We start from the raw sequence: 21973 nt of genomic DNA on the forward strand, positions 1-21973 counted from the left end.
CATGACGATGACATCGTCGCAGGATTCGGCAACGACGCCGAGATCGTGGGTGATGAGGATAATGGCCGCTCCGGTCTTTTGCTGCAGCTCACGCATCAGCTCGAGCACCTGCGCCTGGATTGTCACATCCAGTGCCGTGGTCGGCTCGTCGGCGATCAAGAGCTCCGGATCGCAGGCGAGCGCCATGGCGATCATCACGCGCTGACGCATCCCGCCGGAAAGATTGTGCGGATACTGGTAGTAACGGGTTTCGGGGGAAGGGATGCGCACCAGCCGGAGCATGGCGATCGCCCGTTCCGTCGCCTCTTTTTTGGACATCCGCCGATGCCGCAGGATGACTTCGTTGATCTGCTCGCCGACCGTGTAGGAAGGGTTGAGCGAGGTCATCGGCTCCTGGAAGATCATCGCCAGCCGGTTGCCGCGCAAACTGCGCATGGCGCTCTTTGTTTCATTGAGCAGCTGACGGCGGTCGAAATTGACGCTGCCGGAAATGCGTGCCGTGTGCTCGGGCAAGAGCCGCATCACGGCAAGCGAGGTGACGCTCTTGCCGCTGCCGGATTCTCCGACGATCGCAAGCGTGCGGCCCTTCTTGACAGAAAAACTCACTCCGTCGACCGCGGTGACAGTCCGTGTGTCGCCCTCGAAGACGACGCGCAGGTCCGAGACATCAAGCACGGACGGGACGGGATCGTCAGCCCGATTGGATCGGGCTGACTGGTCGTGAACCATATGGTGAGGCGTGCTCATCGAAGCTTGGTTGCCGACTTAGTTCTTACGGCTGACGCCGGCGAGACGGATGATGCCGTCCGGAGCGGGCTCGAAGCCGGTGAGGTTGGAATTGTGCGCGAAGATCCACTGCGAGTGGTACAAATAGACGATCGGCAGATCCTTGAGCAGGATTGCGATAGCCTTGCCGTATTCGGCGTTGCGGGCCCCGGTGTCGGTGAGCGCGCGGGCCTTGGTCAGGATCGCATCGAGATCCTTGTTGCAATAATGCGCATCGTTGCCGGCAGCGCCACAGGCCAGCATCGGAGTGATGTTGAGGTCGGGATCGACGCGACCGCTCCAGCCCACGAGGTGGGACTCGAACTTGCCCTGACGGGCGACGTCGAGGAGGGTCATCAGTTCGGTCGGCTTGATCGAGACGTTGATGCCGATCTCTTGAACCATCGCCTGAATGAGCTGGGCTACCTGCTGGCGCTCCGCATCGGTGGGAACGAGAAGTTCGAGGTTGACGGACTTCACTCCGGCTTCTTCCATCTTCTTTTTGGCGGCGTCGAGGTCACGTGCCGGAACCGGGAAGCTCTTGTCATAGAAGGGGCTCGACGGCGGGAAGGGCTGGTTGCCGGTGCTTGCCTGACCGTCGAAGACGACGCTGTTGATCGCGTCACGGTCGATCGCGAGGCTGAAAGCTTCACGGATAGCGGCCTTTTTGCCGGCATCGAGGTTTGCGCCTTCACCGGTGATATCGAAGGTGATGCCGTAATAGCCGAGCCCGACCACTGGGTCGACGGCAAGCGCGCTATCGGCCTTGACCGCTTCCACGTCGGTCGCGGCAAGGCGCTCGATCAGGTCGAGCTGGCCGGAGCGCAGGTTCAGCAGGCGGACGTTGGAGTCCGGCATGCCGCGATAGATGAGCTGATCGAAGTGGAACTGGTCGGCGTCGTAATATTGCGGGAATTTCTCAAGAGTGATGTGGTCCTGCGTCACGCGTTCCACGAACTTGTACGGGCCGGAGCAAACCGGGGCATCTGTGAACTTCTCGCCGAGCGCCTCGCCGGCCTTCGGGCTGATGATCATGCCGGCGCGGTCGCTGAGCGCGGCAAGCAGCGGAACGGAGGGTTCCTTGAGGTTGATCTTGACCGTGTAGTCGTCGACCACCTCGACGTTGCTGATCGCACTGATTTCGGCCTTGCGGCGGGAGATCTTGAGGTTCAGGTCGCGTTCGAGATTGTACTTGATCGCAGCCGCATCCACCTTGGTACCGTCGTGGAAGAGGGCGTCCTTGCGCAGTTTGAGCGTCAGCGCGGTGCTGTCTGCGTTCCATTCCCAGCTCGTCGCAAGCATCGGCACGATCTGGCCCTTGTCGTCGATGTCGACGACCTTGTCGCAAAGCGACTGCAGCACGTGGCGGCCGACGAAACTCCAGTTGGAGGCGGGATCGAGCGTGTCTGGATCGTCCTGCAGGCCAATCTTCAGAACCGACTGGGCCGCGGCCGGAGCAGCGGTGACCGCAAGGCCGCTCAGGGCCAGGCCGGCTGCAAGTGCGAGATACAATGGTTTCATCAATCTTCCCTCTCTTTAGTTTTGATTGGTTATTTCTGAGTCAGCGGGCGACGGCGTATCCCTGCACGCCGCGCGGATTGGCGCCGGCCTTTACCAGCTGCGTCTCGCCGTCCATCTCTCTCGCGACGGCGGAAAGCCTGCCTTCCGACCAGGCATCGCCAACGGTGATTTTGTGTCCGCGTGCTGCCAGTTCCTCCCGCATCGCTTCCGGGAAACGGGATTCCAGCGTGATCGCGCCGAGACTGATCTCGCGTGGCCAGAAGGAGCTCGGCAGATGGTCGGTGTGGAAGGAGGGCGCGTCGATCGCCTCCTGCAGATTCATGTTGTTGTGGATGTGGCGCAGCAGCATGATCAGCTGCCACTGTTCCTGCTGGTCGCCGCCCGGCGTGCCGAAGGCCATGTAAGGCTGGCCATCGCGGAAGACCGTCGACGGCGTCAGCGTCGTACGCGGCCGCTTGGACGGCATCAGCGTGGAATTCAGGCCTTCTTCGAGCCAGAACATCTGCCCGCGGGTTGTCAGGCTGAAGCCAAGGCTCGGAATGACCGGGCTCGACTGGAACCAGCCGCCGGAAGGTGTTGCCGAGACCATGTTACCCCAGCGGTCGACAGCGCTGACCTGCACCGTATCGCCACGCTGTGCGCCCTCACGGGTGAGGGCCGGTTCGCCTTCTTTGTCGTTCGGTAGTACGGGCTCGCGCGCCACGGTAGGCTCGCCGCCGCCGAGGCCGGGCTGCGGAATGGTGCCGACCGCACGCAGCGGCGGCAGATTGGGATTGCGGCCGTCCGGTGAGCCGGGGCGCACCTCCATCGAGGCTGTGCTGCCGATCAGCGCGCGTCGGGCGTCGGCATAGCTTGAGGAAAGCAGTGTCTTGAGCGGTACGTCCGAGCTGTCGCCATACCAGGAATCACGATCGGCCATGGCAAGCTTGGCGGTCTCGACGACGAGATGCACGAAATCGGCGCTCATCGGGTCGAGATCGGCGATATCGGTTCCCTTCAGGATCTGCAGCATCTGCAGAAGCACGGGACCCTGCGACCAGGGTCCGCATTTGAAGACCTCGTAGTTGCCGTAAGTGACCGAAACCGGCTCCTCGACCAGCGGCTTGTAATCCGCCATGTCCTGAGCGGTAATCAGGCCTTTGTGGTGGCGGCCCGAGACGTCCCATGCCTCTTCGGTCGCGCAATATTCCTCGATGCGTTCGGCTACCGGTCCGCGATACCAGAAATCTAGTGCCGCATCGATGCGGGCTTCGCGGTTCTTGCCGGACTTTGCTTGATCGAGGATCTGCTGGTAGAGCGCGGCGATCTTCGGGTTGCGGAAGAGTTTTCCCGACTGAGGAGCCACGCCGCCCGGCAGGTAGACCTCGGCCGAGCTCGGCCAGTGAGTTTCGAACAGCTCGCGCATCGACGCAATCGTATTGGCGATGCGCGGCACCAGCGGATGGCCGGTCTTGGCGTAATAGATTGCAGGCGCCAGCACGTCTTCGAGTTCGGCCGTGCCGTAATCCCGCAAGAGCGTCAGCCATGCGCCGAAAGCGCCGGGAATGCAGGCCGCGAGCAGACCGGTTCCGGGAATGATATCGAGGCCGAGATCCTTGAAATACTTGACCGTCGCGTTGGCGGCGGAGGGGCCTTGGCCGGAGATCACGGTCGGCTTTTCGGCACCGGCCGGCGTCACGATGATCGGCACTTCGCCGCCGGGGCCATTCAGATGCGGTTCGACGACCTGCAGCACGAAGCCGGCCGCGACCGCTGCGTCGAAGGCGGTGTGGCCCTTTTCGAGAATCGACATGCCGACGGTAGATGCCAGCCAATGCGTGGAGGAGACAGCGCCGAATGTGCCCCTGAGTTCCGGACGCGTCGTAAAGGTCATTTCAATTCCTGCTCCCTATCGGCCGCCCGCCGACCTGAATGACATCTCGCTTTTGGAGTTTGTCGACAATGTTCGGCTATCTAGGTCAGATTATATACGTGCTTTGCCCTCGTCGAGGTGCTAAACGCCATTGTCACGCGGTTTCTGTAGACATATTGTATATTCGTAACGCGCTTGGCAAGCGGATTGTGTAAATTGCGCGCGCTTGCATAATCAAAGGGGCAGGCGGGAGGAAAAGCGCCATGGGGCAAAGGACGAGAAGATGCTGGATGAAGCGGCTCCCGCTAAGAAAAGTCGCAGTGATTTCATTGCCGAACAGCTCGAAGAAGCTGTGATCAACGGTGCGATCCCGGCGGGCGCGCGTCTCGACGAGACCTCGATTGCCGCGCAGTTCGGCGTATCACGCACACCGGTGCGCGAAGCGCTGCACATTCTCTGCGGGCGCGGGCTTGCCGAACGGGAGCCCTACAAGGGGGTCGTTGTCACGCAGATTTCGGCGCAGCGCATCGACGAAATGTTCGAAGCCATGGCCGAACTCGAAGCCACCTGCGGTCGTCTGGCATCCCACCGGATGACGATGAGCGAGCGGGCAGAGCTGGAGAGCATGCATCACGAGATGAATGTGCTCGCCGATGAAGGCGATCACGCCGCCTATAACGAGCTCAACACTCGTTTTCACAATCTCCTCTTCCAGGGCAGCCATAACAGTGACCTGATCGCTGCGGCCCAGACATTGCGGCTGAAGCTTGCGCCCTTCCGCAAGTACCAGCTCAAGGACAAGGGACGCCTCAAGCGCTCCTGCAGCGAGCATCAGCAGATCGTCGATGCAATCCTCAACCAGGATCCCAAGGCGGCGGAAAATGCATTGCGCCGGCATCTCGTTTCTGCGGCGCAGGAAGTTCTGATCAAGCGTCAGCGGCAGGAAGAAAACACTGTCGCCAAAACAAACCTTATCGAGGAGGCATGAGTTCGAAATGTCCGTGAATGCAGATCAGAATGCTATCCGCACCGTCATCGCCGACATGGAGGCGGCCTGGAACCGGGGGGATTTCGGGGGTTACATGGCAGGGTTCGCCAATCCGGATGTCGTCTTCGTTTCGCGCGGCCGCATCCAGAAAGACTGGCAGGCGACGCTGGATCACTACGTCGCCGATTATGGCGGTTCTCCGGGGTCGCAGGGGCAACTCGCCTTCTCGAATATCCGCATCGAGATGCTCGCGGCCGACGCCGCGCAACTCATCAGCGACTACAATCTCGTGCGTTCCGCCGGCAACCAGACGGGCGTTAATACCCGCCTAATGCGCAAGCGCGATGGCAGATGGGTGATTGCGCTCAATCACGTTTCGCAGATCGAGAAATGACGATGCCAGGCCGCGCCTTAGACCGGAGGCGCATCACGCAAAGGGTTCGGTCGGGCCCTTCGCCGGCTTGGTGAACCACTCAGGTCCGGTTTCGGTCATGTGGATGTGATCTTCGAGCCGGATGCCGAAGCGACCGGGGAAGACAATCATCGGCTCGTTGGAGAAGCACATGCCGGGCTCCAGCATGGTGGCGTTGCCGCGAACGATATAGGGCTCTTCGTGGATTTCCATCCCGAGGCCATGGCCGGCGCGGTGTGGTAGGCCGGGCAGGGCGTAATCTGGACCGAGGCCATGTTTGGCCAATACCCGGCGTGCGGCGTCGTCCAGACTGCCGCAGGCAGCGCCGAGGCGGGCCGCCTCGAACACGGCCTGCTGGGCCTCGCGCTCGATTGCCCAGGCGTCAGCGAATTCCTTCGTCGGCTCCTCCAGCACATAGGTGCGGGTGAGGTCCGAATGATAGCCGTCGAGCCGGCAGCCGGTATCGACGAGGACCACATCGCCCGGTGCATAGATCTGGTCGCCATCGGCGCCATGAGGAAGCGAAGTCGCCAGCCCGAAGGAAACAATGCAGAAGCTTGATCCGCCCTCTGCGCCCAGTGCCCGGTGCTGTTCATCGATATGACGCACAACTTCCGAAGCCCTGACACCCGGCTTGATGAAGGCATGCGCGCGCCGATGCACTTCCAGTGTTAGGCTCATGGCATAGTCGATGAGGGCGATTTCGGTCTGGGATTTCCTGAGACGCAGGTCGCGGATCAGCCGGCCGCCATCGACGAGCTGGTCGGCGCCGAAGACGCCTGCAAGCTGGTGATAGACGAACAGCGGTAGGGCATCGTCGAGCGCCAGTCTGGCATTTGCCGGAAGCATCGAGGCGATCAGCGCCGCGCTTGACTGTTCCTCCTGCCAAACGACGATTTCGCCCGGTAGATGCGGCAGGCTTTCGACCCTGCTCTCTTCGAAGCCCGGTGCGATGTAACAGATGTCCTTCGGCGTCACCAACGCGCCAAGCAGCCGTTCGCTCGGATGCCAGTCGAGACCGGTGAAATAGCGAAGGCTCTCCGTCGAGCCGAGCAGGCAGCCATCCAGAGCCTTGTCTTCGAGCGCGGCCTGAAGGCGCGCAAGGCGCTGGCGCCGCTCATCATCGGTGATCTTCGCAACGGGATGGGACCAGGACATGTCGACGTTTCCTTTTCGCGGAGCCTGAGGGCGAGTCGCTCTATACGAGCATGTCGCCAGATTGTCGACAGGTCACACTTCGACATTGCTTCCGAAGCCGGTCGGTCCTTGGCGGCATAGTCGTTTCTTTCCTTTTCCAGGAAATGGGATGGCCTCAATGGGCCGAAAGGTCGATCGGGTCGGAGAGATCGCGGGCGAGATAATCCTGGACCTGCTTGACGATCTGTTCTGCGTGCTTGGTGGCAAGCTTGTCGGCAAGCTCGACATCACGTCCCTCGATCGCCCCGATGATCTCTTCGTGTTCGTCGACATATTGGCGGGGCAGGCGATCGTCGAAGGTGCGGTAATAGAGGCGCAGGATGCGCCGCCCTTCGTCAAGAAGCCGGCTAAAGAAGGTAGTGTAATAGGCGTTGCCGGCGAGCTCCGCAATCGCCACGTGGAACTCCCGGTTCGCCTCGATCATCGCGAAGGCATCGCGGGCGGCCACGGCGGCGGCGAATTCCTCCTGCCGTTTGCGAATGTTGGACATGGCCGCAGGCGTTGCGCGCTGCGCGGCGCCACGAGTGGTCACGCGGTACATCAGCGTCAGCGCATCGAAATAGGTCGGCAGTGCGGCGAAATCTATCGGCGCCACGATCGAATTGCGGTTGGGGAGCGTCGTGACCAGGCCTTCGCCGGAGAGCCGCAGGAGTGCCTCGCGGACCGGCGTGCGCGACATGCCGAAACGCTCCGAAAGCCGGACTTCGTCGAGCGGGCAGCCGGGCGGCAGCGTCATGGCTAGGATCTCCCCACGCAACGCCGCATAAACGCTTTGGGTGCCGGTGCCGCGCGCGCGGCGGAAGTCGCTTTCTTCTGGTTCGATATGCGCCATAGCCTATTCTTCTTTTATGGGAGACGAACACCGGATCGGGGCAGCTTGTCGACGACCAGGGCACCTTAGTCAAGCAGACGCTCAGGTGAAGTCAAGGTATCCGCCCGCCTCATCCGCCTTACATCGAATTTCTTGTCGACAAATAGAATACAAGGCGCTATGACCTATCCGAGGCACCGTTTTCTGTGTGAACGATCGTCAGGCTGGCAGGCCAATAGGAGTTTGAATGAAAGCCAAGATTTTTTCCGGAGTCATTCCGGCGCTCATGACCCCTTGCAAGGAAGACCGCAGCCCGGACTTCGACGGGCTCGTGCGCAAGGGCAAGGAACTCATCACGCAGGGCATGTCTGCCGTCGTCTACTGCGGCTCCATGGGGGATTGGCCGCTGCTCAGCGACCAGCAACGCATGGAAGGGGTGGAGCGCCTGGTCAAGGCGGGTATTCCGGTCATCGTCGGCACCGGCGCCGTCAACACCGCTTCGGCCGTTGCTCATGCGGCACATGCGCAGAAAGTCGGCGCCCAGGGTTTGATGGTGATTCCGCGCGTCCTGTCGCGTGGCTCGGTGATTGCGGCCCAGAAAGCGCACTTCAAGGCGATCCTGTCGGCTGCCCCCGATCTTCCTGCGGTCATCTACAACAGCCCGTATTACGGCTTTGCCACGCGGGCCGATCTGTTCTTCGCCCTGCGCGCCGAACACTCCAACCTCGTAGGCTTCAAGGAATTCGGCGGCCCGGACGACTTGCGCTATGCCGCCGAGAACATCACCAGCCGCGATGACGGCGTTTCGCTGATGATCGGTGTCGATACGGCCGTTTTCCACGGCTTCGTCAATTGTGGCGCGACGGGCGCCATCACCGGCATCGGCAACGTGCTGCCGAAGGAAGTGATCCATCTTTGCAGCCTTTCGCAGGCTGCTGCCGCCGGCGATGTCGATGCACGTCAACGCGCTCAGGAATTGGAACAGGCGCTGGCTGTCCTTTCGTCATTCGACGCAGGTCCGGATCTCGTCCTCTACTTCAAGCATATGATGGTGCTGAAGGGCGACAAGGAATACACGCTCCATTTCAACGAGACCGACGCGCTGACCGAGAGCCAGCGTGGCTATGTCGAAGCCCAGTTCAAGCTCTTCAACACCTGGTATGCCGAATGGAGCAGGCTTCCAGGTGCCGTGCAGAAGTGGAAGCCCTGAGATCGACCTGATCGAGGATTGAATGAAGGCCCGCCTCGGCCCCGCCTCGGCGGGCCTTTTGTTTGAAATATGCCGGAAGCAAATTGAGGACCGGCGAGTAGTCGACGGCATCCCGCCCGTAGCATCTATAAGTCGAGGCTTGGAGTAATCCCGCCGAGATTTTCTCTGTGCGTCCCGTCTTGCAGAACAAGGGACATGTGCTGCCAGAAGAATGGGTCAGGCGGGACGGGTAGCGAACAATCGTACGCCGCTGATGACAACGCCTAAAGCAGCAAACCCAGCACCGATACCGAGGCATTCCAACGCCGCGTCGGCCCCCCTTGACGCGAAGATCAGAGCGACGAGCGCTGATCCCAAGGACCATCCGACCGTTCGAGCGACAGCAACCATGGCACTGGCGGCCGCATTGCGTGTCACGGGGCCGGCCGTCATCAAGGCGGTATTGTTCGGCGTCTGGAAGAGGCCGAAACCGACGCCGCAGAGCGCCATACGCCAGGCAATGTCGAGATCGCTGGGGAGGGACGGCAGGGCGGCCAGGAGCAGAAGCCCTGCAGCAAGGAGCGTCAGGCCGATGCTGCCAAGCACGGAAGCCGGATAGCGTGTCGAAAGACGTCCGGCGACGGGGGCGGTAAATGCAACCAGCACTGGCCAGGGTGTTATCAGCAGTCCCGTCGCTACCGCCGAGCGATGGAGCACCGTCTGGAAAAGGAAGGGCAAGGAAACGAACGCCATGATCTGTGCGATGTAGGAGCAGACCGAGGTGGCCGCCGACAGCGCGAACACCGGAATACGCAGCAAATCAAGCGGCAGCATCGGCGTAACGCGTTGCCGCTGTTGAAGGATGAACACAGCAAAACAGACGAGGCCGGCGCAAATCTGAAGGAGACTCGCTACCGTGTGTTCGCCGCTCAGGCTCCCCACGCCGACCACGATCAGCCCGAAAGCCAGGGCGTTCAGCACAGCGCCGGAATAGTCGAACGGCTTCTTCTGTCCCCGAGTGGCCGGCGCAATCGCCTGGAAGAGGGGCACGGTGATGAGGCAGAAGGGCACGTTGACCAGAAACAGCCAAGGCCACGACGCGATGGACAGGATCAGGGCTGCAACCGTCGGGCCTAAAGCCGCTGATACGGCAACCATAAGAGCAAGCAGCGCAAACCCGTCGGCAATGAGTCGACGTGGATAGATAGACCGGATCATTGCCGGAGAGAGAGCCGCGAGACACGCTCCGCCGATCCCCTGGAAGAGACGCGCGGCGATCAAGGTGTCGATGTTCGGCGACAATGCGCAGCCCAAGGAGGCCACAGTGAACATGACAAGGCCGAAGACGTAGACGCGCTTCAATCCGAAGATCTCACCCATCGCGGCTGCCGGCAGCAGACAAACGGCGACCGTCAGCTGGTAGATGTTGACCACCCAAACAGTGGCTCCCTCACTGGTCCCGAAGCCATGGGCGATCGTGGGCAGCGCGACATTTGCGATCGCCGCGTCGAGGTTCGTCAAGGTCGTCGCAAGCAAGATGCAGACCATAACCCAATAGCGCTGCGGTGCCGCCAAGCCGTCGGCCACATTTTGCGTTGCTTGCACTTCATTCTCCGGATGCGCCGGTTAATCGATGGGCTCCTTGAATCTCATAATGCGGGATTTTGCAACGGACCATTTTGCTGCAGCGTCTATTTGAGTCCGCGTTGTGTTGCCGCAGCAGCACCGCCGCCATTGATCGCGGCCCAGATGGCGCCACGTCGGCATGGCCTTGATGTCCGGCCCATTCCGAACCGGAATAAAGATTAGTCCCCCGCCAACACTGGAAAACTGACCGATAATTCGGGATCTAGTCGGTTAAGGATTGGCAGCGATGTGAGTGCCACGTTGGATACGGCGCCCAGTCACATTGAGATCTGGTTCAGAAATGGTGCCGGACGCTTGCTGCCGAGGCACGGGAAAATTGGGATTTGATCACCATGTTCGACGATCGCAGCGACGACGAGGTCACCTTTTATGCACGCTTACTCCCCGGCTCAGCCGCACCGATAACCGTCGAGCCTAATCCTGACCGGGTCGTGGTCTTCCTCTCAGGGCGACTGATCGCCGACACGAAGAATGCGCTCACGGTCTACGAAGCCGGCCACAGGCCCGTACAGTACATCCCTCGAACGGATGTCCGAATGGACTTCCTCGTCCGCGGGAAGTCACCTGTAGATTCCGATGTCGTCAATTACTACGCCGCTGCTCCATCAGGCGTAAGTACCAACGTTGCTTGGTCCTTTGAAGACCGGCACCCTGTCATTCAAGAACTCAGGGGATATGTCGCGTTCAGGTCGGAACTCGTCGACCTGCGTGAACTTCCGGCCCTCCAGAGCAAAGGCGGGTCTTCCGTCAGAACCTGATCTTTTCGCCACTCGGGTCTGTTCGCGCTGCCTTATGCCACACGCAGCTAACAGCATGGCATGCGTGTCCCACTATGAAGGAAGCCCGTCCCCTTACCCGACAGATGCTCGACGCGACCAACGCGACCTTCGCTCTGCCTTGTTGCATCTTGAAAACCTTTTAGGCAGCCAGTGCAGCTAAATGCCTAAAAAGCCATCGGGATCGAGACGGGGCGGAAGTCGAAGCTCCGCCCCGTCGTCCCCTCAGTACTGTGAGACGCCACCGTCGACATCCAGCTCGACGCCGGTAATGTAGGCGCTGTCGTCGGAGGCCAGGAAGACCGCGACTTTCCCCATATCCTCGGGCGTGCCCAGACGACCAAGGGGGATTGTGCCGACCAGACCCTCATGGGCCTCTGCAGGCAGTAGTCCCGAAAGACCAGGGGTCAGCGTATGACCAGGGCTCAGGATGTTGATACGGAACCTGCGTTCTTTCGTATCGATCATCCAGCCGCGCGCGAGATTCCGCACCGCGGCCTTCGTCGAAGAATAGACGGACATGCTGGGGATGCCCTTCGAGGCGGCGATAGACCCGATCAAGATAATGGAAGCGCCGTCGTGAAGCAGCGGAAGTGCCTTCTGGAATGCGAACAGAAGGCCCTTGACGTTCGTGTTGTAGGTTTTGTCGTAGTGCTCTTCAGTGATCTCGCCGAACTTCATGAATTCATAGAAGCCCGCGTTGAGGACGAGCACGTCAATGTGACCATTGTTCTTGCGGACTGTGTCGTACACCCGGTCGATATCGCTTAAGTTCGAAGCATCCGCTTGAACCGCGACCGCACCGTGCCCGATTTCGGCGACCGCCTTGTCAAGTTCGCTTTGACGCCGGCCCGTAATGTAGACAGTGGCGCCCTCGCGCGCCATTTGCTTTGCAATGCCAAGCCCGATACCGGCACTGCCCCCGGTTACCACCGCGACCTTTCCATCCAACTTCATGCTCATGTTAAATCGTCCTTCGAAAACCCGTTGGCCTGCCTCGTTCTTCTGATTGGTGGCGACGCAGGAGGCGCCGGTCCGGCGCCGGGTTTTCAAATAAAAGCAATGTTGGCGGCGCTGTAGCAGTTGGAACGGACTATTCTTTATTCCTGATTGGAATGAGGGTTCGGCTTGCCGAACACTATCCGGCCGTTAGCCCGTCGCCTTGGATGGCCGATCTGCCGAAAATATCGCGTTAATCGGGGTAGGGGAGGACCAAAGCTCGCGAGACCCCCAAGCTCCCGCGGTAATGCCAGGGTAGGTCTGGAAGAATTCCGGGAGCCGGGGAATTGCCCATAGCCGGCCGCCGCATGCGATTCCTTTGCCTTTTTATCGCATCCTCGAATTGGTTAGGACGCGAGCCACTCGCGCGGCCCGCGTCCTAGCACTCTCGATTTCGTTGGGCCTGTGGTCAGGCGTTCTTGACTTCCAAGGCGAGGGTGATGAGGGACTGCTTCGCGTCGCCGAAAAGCATGGACGTCTTCGGGCTGACGAAAAGGTCGTTCTCGACCCCAGAGAAGCCAGCGCCACGACCGCGCTTCATGGCGATGACGCTCTTGGACGCTTCTACCTTCAGGATGGGCATGCCGTAGATAGGCGATTTTGGATTTGTCCTAGCCGCCGGGTTCACGACGTCATTTGCACCGACCACGAGAGCGACATCGGCCTCCGCGAATCTGTCATTGATGTCTTCCATGTCGAGCAGCTTGTCGTATGGGACGCCTGCCTCTGCGAGCAATACGTTCATGTGCCCGGGCATGCGACCGGCCACCGGATGTATCGCAAAACGAACATCGCCACCGCGCTTTTCGATCAAATCTGCGAGCTCACGAGCCTGGTGCTGGGCTTGCGCCACCGCAAGGCCATACCCGGGAACGATGATGACCTTCTCGGCATAGGCCATGCGAAGTGCAGCGTCCTCGGCAGAGATCGGCACCATTTCACCGCCCGTCGGAGATAGTCCGCCCGCGTCGGCAGAAGGTGCCGACCCGAAAGCTCCGAACAAGACGTTGGCGAAAGACCGGTTCATCGCCTTGCTCATTGCAACGGAAAGGATGAAGCCGGACAGGCCATCGAGCGCCCCGACAATTATCAGGATATTATTGTCGATGGCGAAGCCCGTTGCCACTGCCGCGAGGCCCGCATAGGAGTTGAGAAGACTGACGACAACGGGCATGTCAGCACCACCGATAGGAAGAACCAGAAGAACACCGACGATAAGGCTGACCGCAAGCATGACGGCGGCGACTGTCACGTTCATCGGATCTGCGACAAGCCACACGAGGCTCGCAACACCAACCGCAAGGACGGCGAGGTTTAAGGCGTTCTGTCCGGGAAAGGTAATCGGCTGCCCGGGCAAGATGTCCTGTAGCTTCCCAAATGCCATCAGACTGCCTGTAACAGTGAGGCCGCCGAGCAGCACCTCGAACCCCAACGCCAGCACATGGCCCCGTGTGAGTTCCCCGACGGAGAGGCCGTTGTGATACTCACCGACACCAACCAGCGTAGCTGCAAGAGCACCGAGTGCATGGCTAAGTGCGATGCGCTGTGGCATCGCCGTCATCGGGACCCATTTGCCGAGCGGGTAGCCCGCGACCGCTCCGACAACGCCGCCGATGGCGATCCACTCGTAAGAGACGATGCGCGAATTGAAGAGGGTTGCCGCAATGGCAACCGCCATACCGAAGGCCGCGAGTTGCATGCCTCGGCGTGCCGTGTCCGGTTTGCCCAGGGCGCGCAATGCGGTCAGGAAAAGAAACGCGGCGAAGAGATAGGCGATTTGGATGAGAGTATCGCTCATTGGGCAGAAGCGCTGGATGCGCCCTCCTTGTTCTGGGAATTGTCGCGCTTGAACATCGCCAGCATTCGGTCTGTGATCAGGAATCCGCCAACGACGTTGGCCATGGCGGCAGCAACCGCGACCGTCCCGAGAACAGTCGCCAGTGGTCCGTGATCAGAGCCAGCCAACACCAGCGACGCAACGAGGGAAATCCCTGATATGGCGTTAGTCGCTGCCATCAGGGGCGTGTGCAAGAGCGGTGGGATGCGGCTGATGCTTTGAAAGCCGACGAATCCTGCCAAAAGAAACACGAAGAGCTGGATGAGAGTTGTGGTGTTCATATGAGAGCCCTTTACTTACGCTGCCGTGCGGAGGACCGCGTCTACGCCGAGCAGAGGGCCGACGATCGGATCCTCTGACTTCAAGAGCACGCCGGTCTCGTCGGGGATGAGGTATTCGAGCAAAGCGCGAATATTGCCGCTGAAAAGCCTGCTTGCATCAGCGGCCATCTGACTCGGTAAATTCACCGACCCGATAATCGTGACGCCATTGAACCGGATCGTTTCGCCCGGCTTTGTACGGCTCGTGTTGCCGCCCGTCTCTGCCGCCAGATCGACAATGACTGTTCCAGGCGTCAGCGACGATAGCGCTGCGTCGTCGATCAGTAGCGGGGCGGTTCGCCCGGGGATCTGCGCGCTGGTGACGATCAGTTGCATCTGCGCAAGCGTTGGAGCAAGTGCCTGCCTCAATCTGGCCTGTTGGTCAGCGGATTGTTCCCCTGCATAGCCGTTGGCGACTTCCTGCGACTTCAATGCGTCGCCAAGGGAAACAAACCGCGCGCCAAGGCTCTCGACCTGTTCCCGGGCAGACTCACGCACGTCGAACCCGTGCACCATTGCTCCAAGCCGGCGCGCTGTGGCGATCGCTTGCAGTCCGGCAACCCCGGCACCGAGTGCAATCATCTTGGCCGGCTTCACGCTTCCCGCCGCAGTCGTCAGCATGGGCAGGAATACGTCGAGTTCACGCGCGCCCTCGATGACCGCCGCGTAGCCAGCCACAGTGGCCTGTGATGACAAGACATCCATTGCTTGCGCGCGCATCGTACGCGGCAGGCGTTCGAGACCGAGATGTTTGATATCCCTTTCCAGAACGGCGTCGAGGACGTCTATGTCTCGGCCTCCCAGGGAGATCAGAATTTTTCCCTTGGGCAAGTCGGAAAGATCGATGGGCGCGCGCACGCCCAAGAGAATGTCGGAGGAAGACTTCAAGTCGGTGCGGTCAACAATGGCGGCACCTGCCTCCATGTAAGCCTCGTCGGAGTATCCGGATTTGGTTCCTGCGCCTCGCTCGACGATGAACGTCACGCGATTTGCCATCCGTTTGATGTCGGCGGGCACGATCGCGGCACGACGTTCACCGTCGTGACGCTCGGACAAGAGCCCGATGATCGGCCGAGGGTTCGTATCTGGCATGTTACGCTCCACAAAAATGCTTGGCCATGGAATGTCCCGCTCGCGGGTCCTGCCGTGGCGCTGCTGTGAATAGTGGTTGGTGTCGGGAGGACCGGCCCATGCGGTCGGCTCTCGCCGGAGATGGGTCAGGCCAAAGGTGCTGCTGAGGCCTTTGATGCTTTAAGCAGCAGGCACGAGAGCGGTAACTCGCTCGACGCCCCGCTTAACCGCCGGTCGGGCATCAACTTCGTTGTACCAGCGAGCGATGTTGGGGGTTTTCTCGAAATCGATGCCTGCGAATTCGCGGCGCCAGAGCCAGCCAAAATGGACGATGTCGGCAATTGTGAATTCATCACCAGCGACATACTTGCGGCGGCCGAGGACACCCTCAAGGACGGCGAGCACCCGTTCCGATTCGGCCTGGAACCGGGCTATGGCGAACGGGATCTGCTCCGATGCTTGCCGCTTGAAGAAGCCGAGTTGCCCCAAGGCAGGCCCGATCCCTGTAAGATGGAAGAACATCTGCTCGAATACCCATGCCCGCGCCACGCCATCCTTCGGCAGAAGCTTGCCGGTCTTTTCGGCAAGATAGACGAGGATCGCGCCTGACTCCGTCAGCGTTATTGGTTCGCCGCCGGGGCCGTCGTTGTCTACGAGAACCGGTACCTTCCCGTTAGGGTTCATCGCAAGATGCTCGGGAAGCTTCTGTTCGCCCTTCCTTACATTGACCGGTCTGAGCTCGTAGCTCAGTCCCATCTCTTCAAGCGCAATTGGCACACGAACGCTATTCGGTGTGGAAAATGCATACAATTTAATCATGTGTTCTTTCCGTGTTTATTAATGAACGGGGGACTACGCAGGCTTTGCATGAAGACCGCGAACGCTTGTTTTGCTTCCAGCCTGCTGTAGGCAACGCAGCCCGGCGAGGATGTCTGGTGGTTCGATCCGATTGGTAAAATCGCTATCCAGGTAGGAAAACACGATCGTTCCCGAGTCATCGACGATGTAGACTGCCGGTATCGGCAGGTCCGTCGTATCGTTTTCGCGGGCAGGGCGCCCGAGAGCGGCGTAAGTCTCGTCCATCTCGGAGACCGGCGTGAGAGCAATACCGAACAGTTTGGCGACGGCTGCTCCTGTATCCACGAGCAGAGGAAACGAGACGTCCGCCGTGGTGATCCGACGGTCATGCGCAGGCTGCGGTGCAATGGCGACCATTGTGGCGCCCAGTCTTTCGACCTCGCTTGCAACCTCCGCAAGAGCGGCCAGTTCGAGCCGACAGAACCCGCACCAATCTCCCCAATAGAAGCAGAGCACGACCGGCCCCCGCTGAAGAAGCTTGTGCAGGCCTACGATCGATCCGAGGTCATCCGGGAGTTCGAAGTCCGGTGCCGAATTTCCAGCCCTCAGCGCGACTTGGCGTCCGCCCGGCTGCTCAAACGCAGCTGCTTCCAAACGTAGCCGTGTCAGCGCGCCCGAGGGAAGATCGCTCTCGAGCGCGAGGCGCAACGTGGCGAGTTTCTCTTTCAGGGACATATTCCGGGTCTCACATTTGCCGATTATCTGCCGGCGTTGATCGAACCTATTTGCGCGTCTGCACTTGACGATGGTAGGCGGCAGAAGGACATATGCTTCATTCCAAGGAGGAATGGCGATGAATCGGCTAGCAGCCATGGACGCGTTTGTGCGTGTCGTTGACACTGGATCCTTTACCGGGGCGGCTCGACAATTGCGGCTTGGGCAGCCGGCGGTTTCCAAGATGATTGCCCAACTGGAAGAGCGTGTCGGAGTAAAGCTCCTGCTGCGGACGACACAGGGGCTGACGCCGACTGAGGCCGGTGAAAACTTCTATGGACACGCCAAGCGGGCTGTCGAGGAGGCGGACGAAGCCGAACTGAAAGCAAGGGGATCCGGCGCTGCCCTGAGTGGTCGGCTGCGCATCAGCGGTGCGGTGACCTTCTCCAGGCTTTACGTTGTTCCCCGCCTGCCCAAGTTTCTATCGATGCATCCCGCCCTGGACATTGAAGTCTTTCTCGATGATCGGAACGTAGATCTCGTCGAAGCGGGCATCGATGTCGCCTTGCGTATGGGCGAATTGCAAGATTCCTCGCTGACGGCACGGAAAATCGGGCAAAGCCCCCGGGTGGTCGTAGGCTCGCCCGAGTATTTCGCGACTGCTGGCGAGCCAACGACGCCTGCAGAACTCGTTGCTCATGAGGCCGTCGTCTATGATCTTCGCGGGGGAGGAGCCGTCTGGACGTTCACACAAGGAACAGCCGAGAGTGCTGCTACCATCAAGGGCCGAGTCCGCTTGACGGCTGCCGAGGGCGTTCGGGAAGCGGTATTTGCAGGTATGGGATTGGCCGTCGCATCGGAATGGATGTTCGCGCCTGAGATAAAATCTGGCAAGGTCCGGCGAGTCTTGAATGATTGGCGGTTGCCGCCAGTTGACCTTTGGGCAGTCTTCCCGACCGGGCGAAACGTAAGTACAAAGGCACGAGCCTTCGTCAATTTCATCGAGCAGGAACTCACTCAGGATTTCCAAGATAACGCCTGGGAAGCTGACATGACCACAGGCTAACCGGCTTCTAAGGTAAGTGACCTCGGATAGACTTTGCGTTCGGCCTCGGCGTCAATTCAAGCGCCCGCTCTCAGCGAACCCAACGCGCTCGGTATTCCAGCTAGGAATGATTTTCATTCCAGTCACCTGTCTTACGCACATGCCTTCAAGATTCCATTTGTTGCCACAGCCGCCGTCATCCGGGCGGCGCCGAAAGGAGAAAATCGTGTCTAGTCTTGAAGGAAAAGTCGCAGTCGTCACCGGCGGGTCGAGCGGAATTGGCCTGGCAACCGCCAAGCGCTTTGTCGCAGAGGGCGCATATGTATTCATCACGGGTCGCCGCCAGGCCGAGCTTGAGAAGGCAAAGGCTGAAATCGGAAAGAACGTAACAACCGTTCAGGGCGACGTGCAGAATCTGGCTGACCTGGACAAGCTGTATGCACAGGTGAAGGCCGAGAAGGGCGTCGTTGATATCGTCTTCGCAAACGCCGGTTTCGTCGAGCATGCCCAGATCTTCGACCTCACCGAGGAGCACTACAACAAGACCATGGACATCAACGTCAAGGGTGTCGTGTTCACGGTTCAGAAGGCTCTGCCGCTCATGACCCGGGGTGGCTCCATCATCGTGAACGCCTCGGTTGTGGGTGTCAAAGGCATTCCGGCGCATGGCATCTACGCCGCGACGAAGGCGGGCGTCCGCGCACTGGTTCGCACCTGGGTTCAGGAACTGAAGAGCAAGGGCATCCGCGTGAATACTCTGAGCCCCGGTGCTACCGAAACTCCCATCATCCGCGGTCAATTCGACAGCGATGCAGCGTCCGAGGCCGCGAAGAAGGTCTTTGCTGAGGCTACGCCGCTCGGTCGTATCGGTCGTGCGGAAGAGCTTGCGAATGCAGCGTACTTCCTGGCGTCCGACGAGAGCAGCTATGTCAACGGCATCGACCTTCACGTCGATGGCGGCCTTGCACAGGTATAATCGGGAGCGCTGAGCAGACTACCTCAGCCTCGGATATCACCGGCCATCGAGGACTAGATGGCCGGTGAAACTGCCGCAGCGTTTGAACGCGGGCCGCCTTCGAGGATTATCAAATGCGAACCCGTTGTTGGCTTGCGCCGCGAGTTGCTCCTCGAGAATCGAGGCACGTCTTAGGGACCGTAACCCTCCTTAAACTTGACATTGCTGACCTCCCAACATCGGCGAGATGACTGGAACCGCTTTCCTCTGTGGTATTGGTTGCCATTGACTACCGCGCATCACGCACTCGTTACCTCCTCGCCTGTGACAAGGCTCTCTCCGCTTGCGAGTAGCTGACGTGCCCCAATGAAGAGGGGCGTCAACGAGCAACGGAGTACACGAATGTTGAAGACTTCCATCAGCGCCGCCCTTCTTGCCGGCGCAGTCACGTCCGCCCTCGCCACGATGGCAAGCGCCGCGCCACTGACCAAAGCCGAAGCCGCCGCCGCGGTCGCAGCTCACAAAGAGAAGTGCTACGGCGTTGCGCTCAAGGGCCAGAACGATTGCGCCGCCGGACCGGGCACGACCTGCCAGGGAACCTCCGTCAAGGACTTCCAGGGCAACTCCTGGAAGTTCGTTCAAGGCGGTACCTGCGCATCGCTTGAACTGCCTGGCGGCCGCCATGGTTCGCCGAAGCCGCTGACGCGCGACATCTAAACGGCAAAATCAGGAAAGCGGAGGCGAACATGGCCAACGTCAAGGTGACGACCGACCTTCCCATGGAGACGGAAAGCACCCTCCGCTTTCCGACGATTTCAGTTGCCGGACAGGCCGGCACCAGCTTCAAGCCAGAGCATCTCCTCTCAATCGCTGCGGAAGCTAGGCCCCAAGGCTTCTTCGAGGTCCACGCCGAGAACTACATGAGCGCCGGCGGCCCTTCCCACCGAGCTCTGGAAAAGGTGCGCCGCGACTATCCCATATCCCTCCACGGAGTCTGCATGTCGCTCGGTGGGCCGCAGCCGCTCGACAGGGCGCATCTTGGCCGCTTCAAGTCCCTCGTCGACCGCTACGAGCCGGCATTGGTCTCGGAACATCTGGCCTGGTCGACGCACGCGGGCACCTATCTCAACGACCTTCTGCCGCTGCCCTATACCAGCGCGACGCTGGCATATGTCTGCGATCATGTGGACGAGATGCAGAATGCGATCGGTCGTCCGATCCTGCTCGAGAATCCTTCGACCTATGTGCTTTTCGCGGAATCCTCGATGAGTGAGACCGACTTCATCCGGGAAATCTCCCTACGCACCGGATGCGGGCTTCTGCTCGACATCAACAACGTCTTCGTGTCTGCGACCAATCATGGTTATTCGGCACTGGAGTATCTGAAGAACTTCCCGCTGTCGAAAGTGGGCGAGATCCACCTCGCCGGCCATGCCGAACAGGAGGACGACGAAGGCGAACTCCTGCTCATCGACAGTCATGACGGGCCGGTGGCCGATGCGGTCTGGCAGCTCCACGAAATCGTCATAAACAGCTGCGGGTCGATCCCGACGCTGATCGAGTGGGACAGCAAAATCCCCGATTGGCCGGTGCTTCGGGCCGAAGCGCTCGCCGCACAGGCGATTCTCGACAGACACGCGGTTCGAAGGAAGACGTCCCATGCCGTCGGCTGAAGTCATAAAGATCAGCCGGGAGTTGCCGGATTTCGCCGGCCAGTTCTCGGCCCCGCTGCTGGTGCCCGACGCCCCGGCGCCGGCACTCGTGTCGGGTCCGCGCGGCAAGCAGGCGGACAAGCGCTACAATGTCTACCGCAACAACGTTACGGTCAGCCTCATCGAGGCGCTCGCCTCCATCTTTCCGGCCGTCCAGCGCATCACCGGGCCGGAGTTCTTCCGCGCCATGGCGCGCTTCCATATCCGCGAGACGCCACCGCGCTCGCCGCTGCTGTTCGAATACGGCCGGGAGTTTCCGGCCTTCATCGACCGGTACGAGTACGCGCAGGACATGCCATGGCTTGGCGACGTGGCGAGGATCGAGCGCGCTTGGCTGGATTCCTATCATGCAGCGGACGCCCCGATCCTGCGAGGGGAAGAGCTTGCAAGCGTTTCACCGGACCGGCTCGGAGACCTGAGGTTCAAGCCGCATCCGGCTACGCGTGTGATTTCGTCGGAAGATCCCGCCGTGACCATCTTCGCCATGAACCGAAACGCGAGACCCGTCGGCCGGGTTGAAGACCTTCCAGAAGATGGCCTGATCACGCGCGTGGCGGACGAGGTCGTCATCCGCCTTCTCCGGCCGGGGGGCGCAGCCTTTCTTAACAGTCTTGTCGCCGGGGCGTCGCTTGGAACGGCGGCTGCAGCGGGACTGGACGCCAATCCCAACTTCGACCTGTCCGGAATGATCGGACAGATGATCGACGCCGGCGCCTTTTCCAATATCGAGATGGAGACCTCAGATGTCGAACACGCTTGATTCCCTGCCCGATCGCGGCGCCTTCTCTTTCTTGGCAAGGCTGGTGGCGACAGCCAGCGGGCTCGTCCGGGCCGCCGCTCAGCCCGACTTCGTCCAAGCTGTCGTCCGCATGGCGCTTGCCGTGCCCTTCTGGCGATCAGGCATTCTCAAATGGGACGGCTTCCTTCAATTGAACGACACCGCTGTCGATCTCTTCACACAGGAATTCATGCTGCATCTTCCGGGCGGCCCGTATCCTTTCCCCGCGCCGGCGACGATGGCGTTTCTGTCGGGATGCGGCGAGATCGTCTTCTCCACGCTTCTCGTTTTAGGCTTGGGGACGCGCTTTGCAGCTCTTGGTTTGCTGTTTATGACGCTCGTCGTCGAACTCACCGTTCCTGACGGCTGGCCCATCCACATCACTTGGGCGGCGATGGCGCTTTCGATAATGCGATGGGGGCCGGGCCGGCTGTCGCTCGACCATCTGATTGCGCGGACAGCGGGAGCTCCCAATCTTTAGAATGAACGTCGGTCCTGGCTATAGTCTCGTCGTCTGGCTCAAAATCGAGCCGGGCGGCCTTTGCGTTTTGTTGCCGCGCTGCCCCTTGCCGTTTGTTCTACAATG

General features: G+C 60.4%; 22 protein-coding genes. 10 read left to right on the forward strand and 12 right to left on the reverse strand.

Going from position 1 to position 21973, the window contains the following annotated elements:
* The 3 genes from ACPYOI_RS13825 to ACPYOI_RS13835 form a co-directional block, all read right to left on the reverse strand.
* Positions 1-729, reverse strand: a 729-nt coding sequence (locus ACPYOI_RS13825; protein ID WP_481422959.1) for an ABC transporter ATP-binding protein, incomplete at its 3' end; no start/stop codon positions are given.
* 36 nt (positions 730-765) lie between these two features.
* The gene (locus ACPYOI_RS13830) at positions 766-2286 is read right to left on the reverse strand and encodes an ABC transporter substrate-binding protein (protein ID WP_481422951.1); all 1521 of its coding nucleotides are present in this window, start codon (positions 2284-2286) and stop codon (positions 766-768) included.
* A 40-nt stretch (positions 2287-2326) separates the two neighbouring features.
* Positions 2327-4159, reverse strand: coding sequence for a gamma-glutamyltransferase family protein (locus ACPYOI_RS13835; protein ID WP_481418048.1), 1833 nt, complete (start codon positions 4157-4159; stop codon positions 2327-2329).
* A gap of 262 nt (positions 4160-4421) precedes the next feature.
* Here ACPYOI_RS13835 and ACPYOI_RS13840 point away from each other — a divergent pair, with 262 nt between their 5' ends.
* Together ACPYOI_RS13840 and ACPYOI_RS13845 are read left to right on the forward strand one after the other, a co-directional pair.
* The gene (locus tag ACPYOI_RS13840; protein WP_481418049.1) at positions 4422-5126 is read left to right on the forward strand and encodes a GntR family transcriptional regulator; all 705 of its coding nucleotides are present in this window, start codon (positions 4422-4424) and stop codon (positions 5124-5126) included.
* A gap of 7 nt (positions 5127-5133) precedes the next feature.
* Entirely contained in the window at positions 5134-5520 is a 387-nt protein-coding gene (locus ACPYOI_RS13845) for a YybH family protein (RefSeq protein ID WP_481418050.1), read from the forward strand.
* 33 nt (positions 5521-5553) lie between these two features.
* On the opposite strand, the gene ACPYOI_RS13850 is transcribed toward ACPYOI_RS13845, so the two are convergent.
* Positions 5554-6696 (reverse strand): M24 family metallopeptidase, encoded by a 1143-nt coding sequence (locus tag ACPYOI_RS13850; RefSeq protein WP_481418051.1) that lies wholly within the window; start codon positions 6694-6696, stop codon positions 5554-5556.
* A gap of 154 nt (positions 6697-6850) precedes the next feature.
* Positions 6851-7567, reverse strand: a complete 717-nt coding sequence (locus ACPYOI_RS13855) for a GntR family transcriptional regulator (RefSeq protein WP_481418052.1) — start codon at positions 7565-7567, stop codon at positions 6851-6853.
* Between the two features lie 226 nt (positions 7568-7793).
* Here ACPYOI_RS13855 and ACPYOI_RS13860 point away from each other — a divergent pair, with 226 nt between their 5' ends.
* Positions 7794-8756: a dihydrodipicolinate synthase family protein gene (locus tag ACPYOI_RS13860; protein ID WP_481418053.1), complete on the forward strand. Its 963-nt coding sequence runs from the start codon at positions 7794-7796 to the stop codon at positions 8754-8756.
* 216 nt (positions 8757-8972) lie between these two features.
* Here the strand turns inward: ACPYOI_RS13860 and ACPYOI_RS13865 are convergent, their stop codons facing one another.
* Entirely contained in the window at positions 8973-10340 is a 1368-nt protein-coding gene (locus ACPYOI_RS13865; RefSeq protein ID WP_481422952.1) for an MFS transporter, read from the reverse strand.
* Positions 10341-10714: 374 nt separating this feature from the next.
* Between ACPYOI_RS13865 and ACPYOI_RS13870 the strand changes: the two genes are divergently transcribed.
* On the forward strand, positions 10715-11140 hold the full coding sequence (locus ACPYOI_RS13870; protein ID WP_481418055.1) for a DUF427 domain-containing protein: 426 nt from the start codon (positions 10715-10717) through the stop codon (positions 11138-11140).
* A 243-nt stretch (positions 11141-11383) separates the two neighbouring features.
* On the opposite strand, the gene ACPYOI_RS13875 is transcribed toward ACPYOI_RS13870, so the two are convergent.
* From ACPYOI_RS13875 to ACPYOI_RS13900, 6 genes are all read right to left on the reverse strand, one after another.
* Positions 11384-12121: an SDR family NAD(P)-dependent oxidoreductase gene (locus tag ACPYOI_RS13875; RefSeq protein WP_481418056.1), complete on the reverse strand. Its 738-nt coding sequence runs from the start codon at positions 12119-12121 to the stop codon at positions 11384-11386.
* Positions 12122-12566: 445 nt separating this feature from the next.
* Positions 12567-13955, reverse strand: coding sequence for an NAD(P)(+) transhydrogenase (Re/Si-specific) subunit beta (locus tag ACPYOI_RS13880; RefSeq protein ID WP_481422953.1), 1389 nt, complete (start codon positions 13953-13955; stop codon positions 12567-12569).
* The gene (locus tag ACPYOI_RS13885) at positions 13952-14275 is read right to left on the reverse strand and encodes an NAD(P) transhydrogenase subunit alpha part 2 (RefSeq protein ID WP_481418058.1); all 324 of its coding nucleotides are present in this window, start codon (positions 14273-14275) and stop codon (positions 13952-13954) included. The genes ACPYOI_RS13880 and ACPYOI_RS13885 overlap by 4 nt, the downstream gene beginning before the upstream one ends.
* Positions 14276-14290: 15 nt before the next feature.
* Complete coding sequence (locus ACPYOI_RS13890) at positions 14291-15406, reverse strand: NAD(P) transhydrogenase subunit alpha (protein WP_481422954.1); 1116 nt, start codon at positions 15404-15406, stop codon at positions 14291-14293.
* Between the two features lie 159 nt (positions 15407-15565).
* Positions 15566-16204: a glutathione S-transferase family protein gene (locus tag ACPYOI_RS13895; protein ID WP_481422955.1), complete on the reverse strand. Its 639-nt coding sequence runs from the start codon at positions 16202-16204 to the stop codon at positions 15566-15568.
* A gap of 33 nt (positions 16205-16237) precedes the next feature.
* Positions 16238-16918, reverse strand: a complete 681-nt coding sequence (locus tag ACPYOI_RS13900; RefSeq protein WP_481418060.1) for a peroxiredoxin-like family protein — start codon at positions 16916-16918, stop codon at positions 16238-16240.
* 118 nt (positions 16919-17036) lie between these two features.
* Here ACPYOI_RS13900 and ACPYOI_RS13905 point away from each other — a divergent pair, with 118 nt between their 5' ends.
* From ACPYOI_RS13905 to ACPYOI_RS13930, 6 genes are all read left to right on the forward strand, one after another.
* The gene (locus ACPYOI_RS13905; RefSeq protein ID WP_481418061.1) at positions 17037-17963 is read left to right on the forward strand and encodes a LysR family transcriptional regulator; all 927 of its coding nucleotides are present in this window, start codon (positions 17037-17039) and stop codon (positions 17961-17963) included.
* Between the two features lie 205 nt (positions 17964-18168).
* On the forward strand, positions 18169-18918 hold the full coding sequence (locus ACPYOI_RS13910) for an SDR family NAD(P)-dependent oxidoreductase (protein ID WP_481418062.1): 750 nt from the start codon (positions 18169-18171) through the stop codon (positions 18916-18918).
* 381 nt (positions 18919-19299) lie between these two features.
* On the forward strand, positions 19300-19614 hold the full coding sequence (locus tag ACPYOI_RS13915; RefSeq protein WP_481418063.1) for a BufA1 family periplasmic bufferin-type metallophore: 315 nt from the start codon (positions 19300-19302) through the stop codon (positions 19612-19614).
* A gap of 29 nt (positions 19615-19643) precedes the next feature.
* Positions 19644-20570, forward strand: a complete 927-nt coding sequence (bufB, locus tag ACPYOI_RS13920; RefSeq protein WP_481418064.1) for an MNIO family bufferin maturase — start codon at positions 19644-19646, stop codon at positions 20568-20570.
* On the forward strand, positions 20557-21369 hold the full coding sequence (locus tag ACPYOI_RS13925) for an HvfC/BufC family peptide modification chaperone (RefSeq protein ID WP_481418065.1): 813 nt from the start codon (positions 20557-20559) through the stop codon (positions 21367-21369). The genes bufB and ACPYOI_RS13925 overlap by 14 nt, the downstream gene beginning before the upstream one ends.
* Positions 21353-21868: a DoxX family protein gene (locus tag ACPYOI_RS13930; protein ID WP_481418066.1), complete on the forward strand. Its 516-nt coding sequence runs from the start codon at positions 21353-21355 to the stop codon at positions 21866-21868. The genes ACPYOI_RS13925 and ACPYOI_RS13930 overlap by 17 nt, the downstream gene beginning before the upstream one ends.
* Positions 21869-21973: the final 105 nt, after the last annotated feature.

The sequence above is a fragment of the Rhizobium sp. SVR5-2C genome (assembly GCF_056755115.1).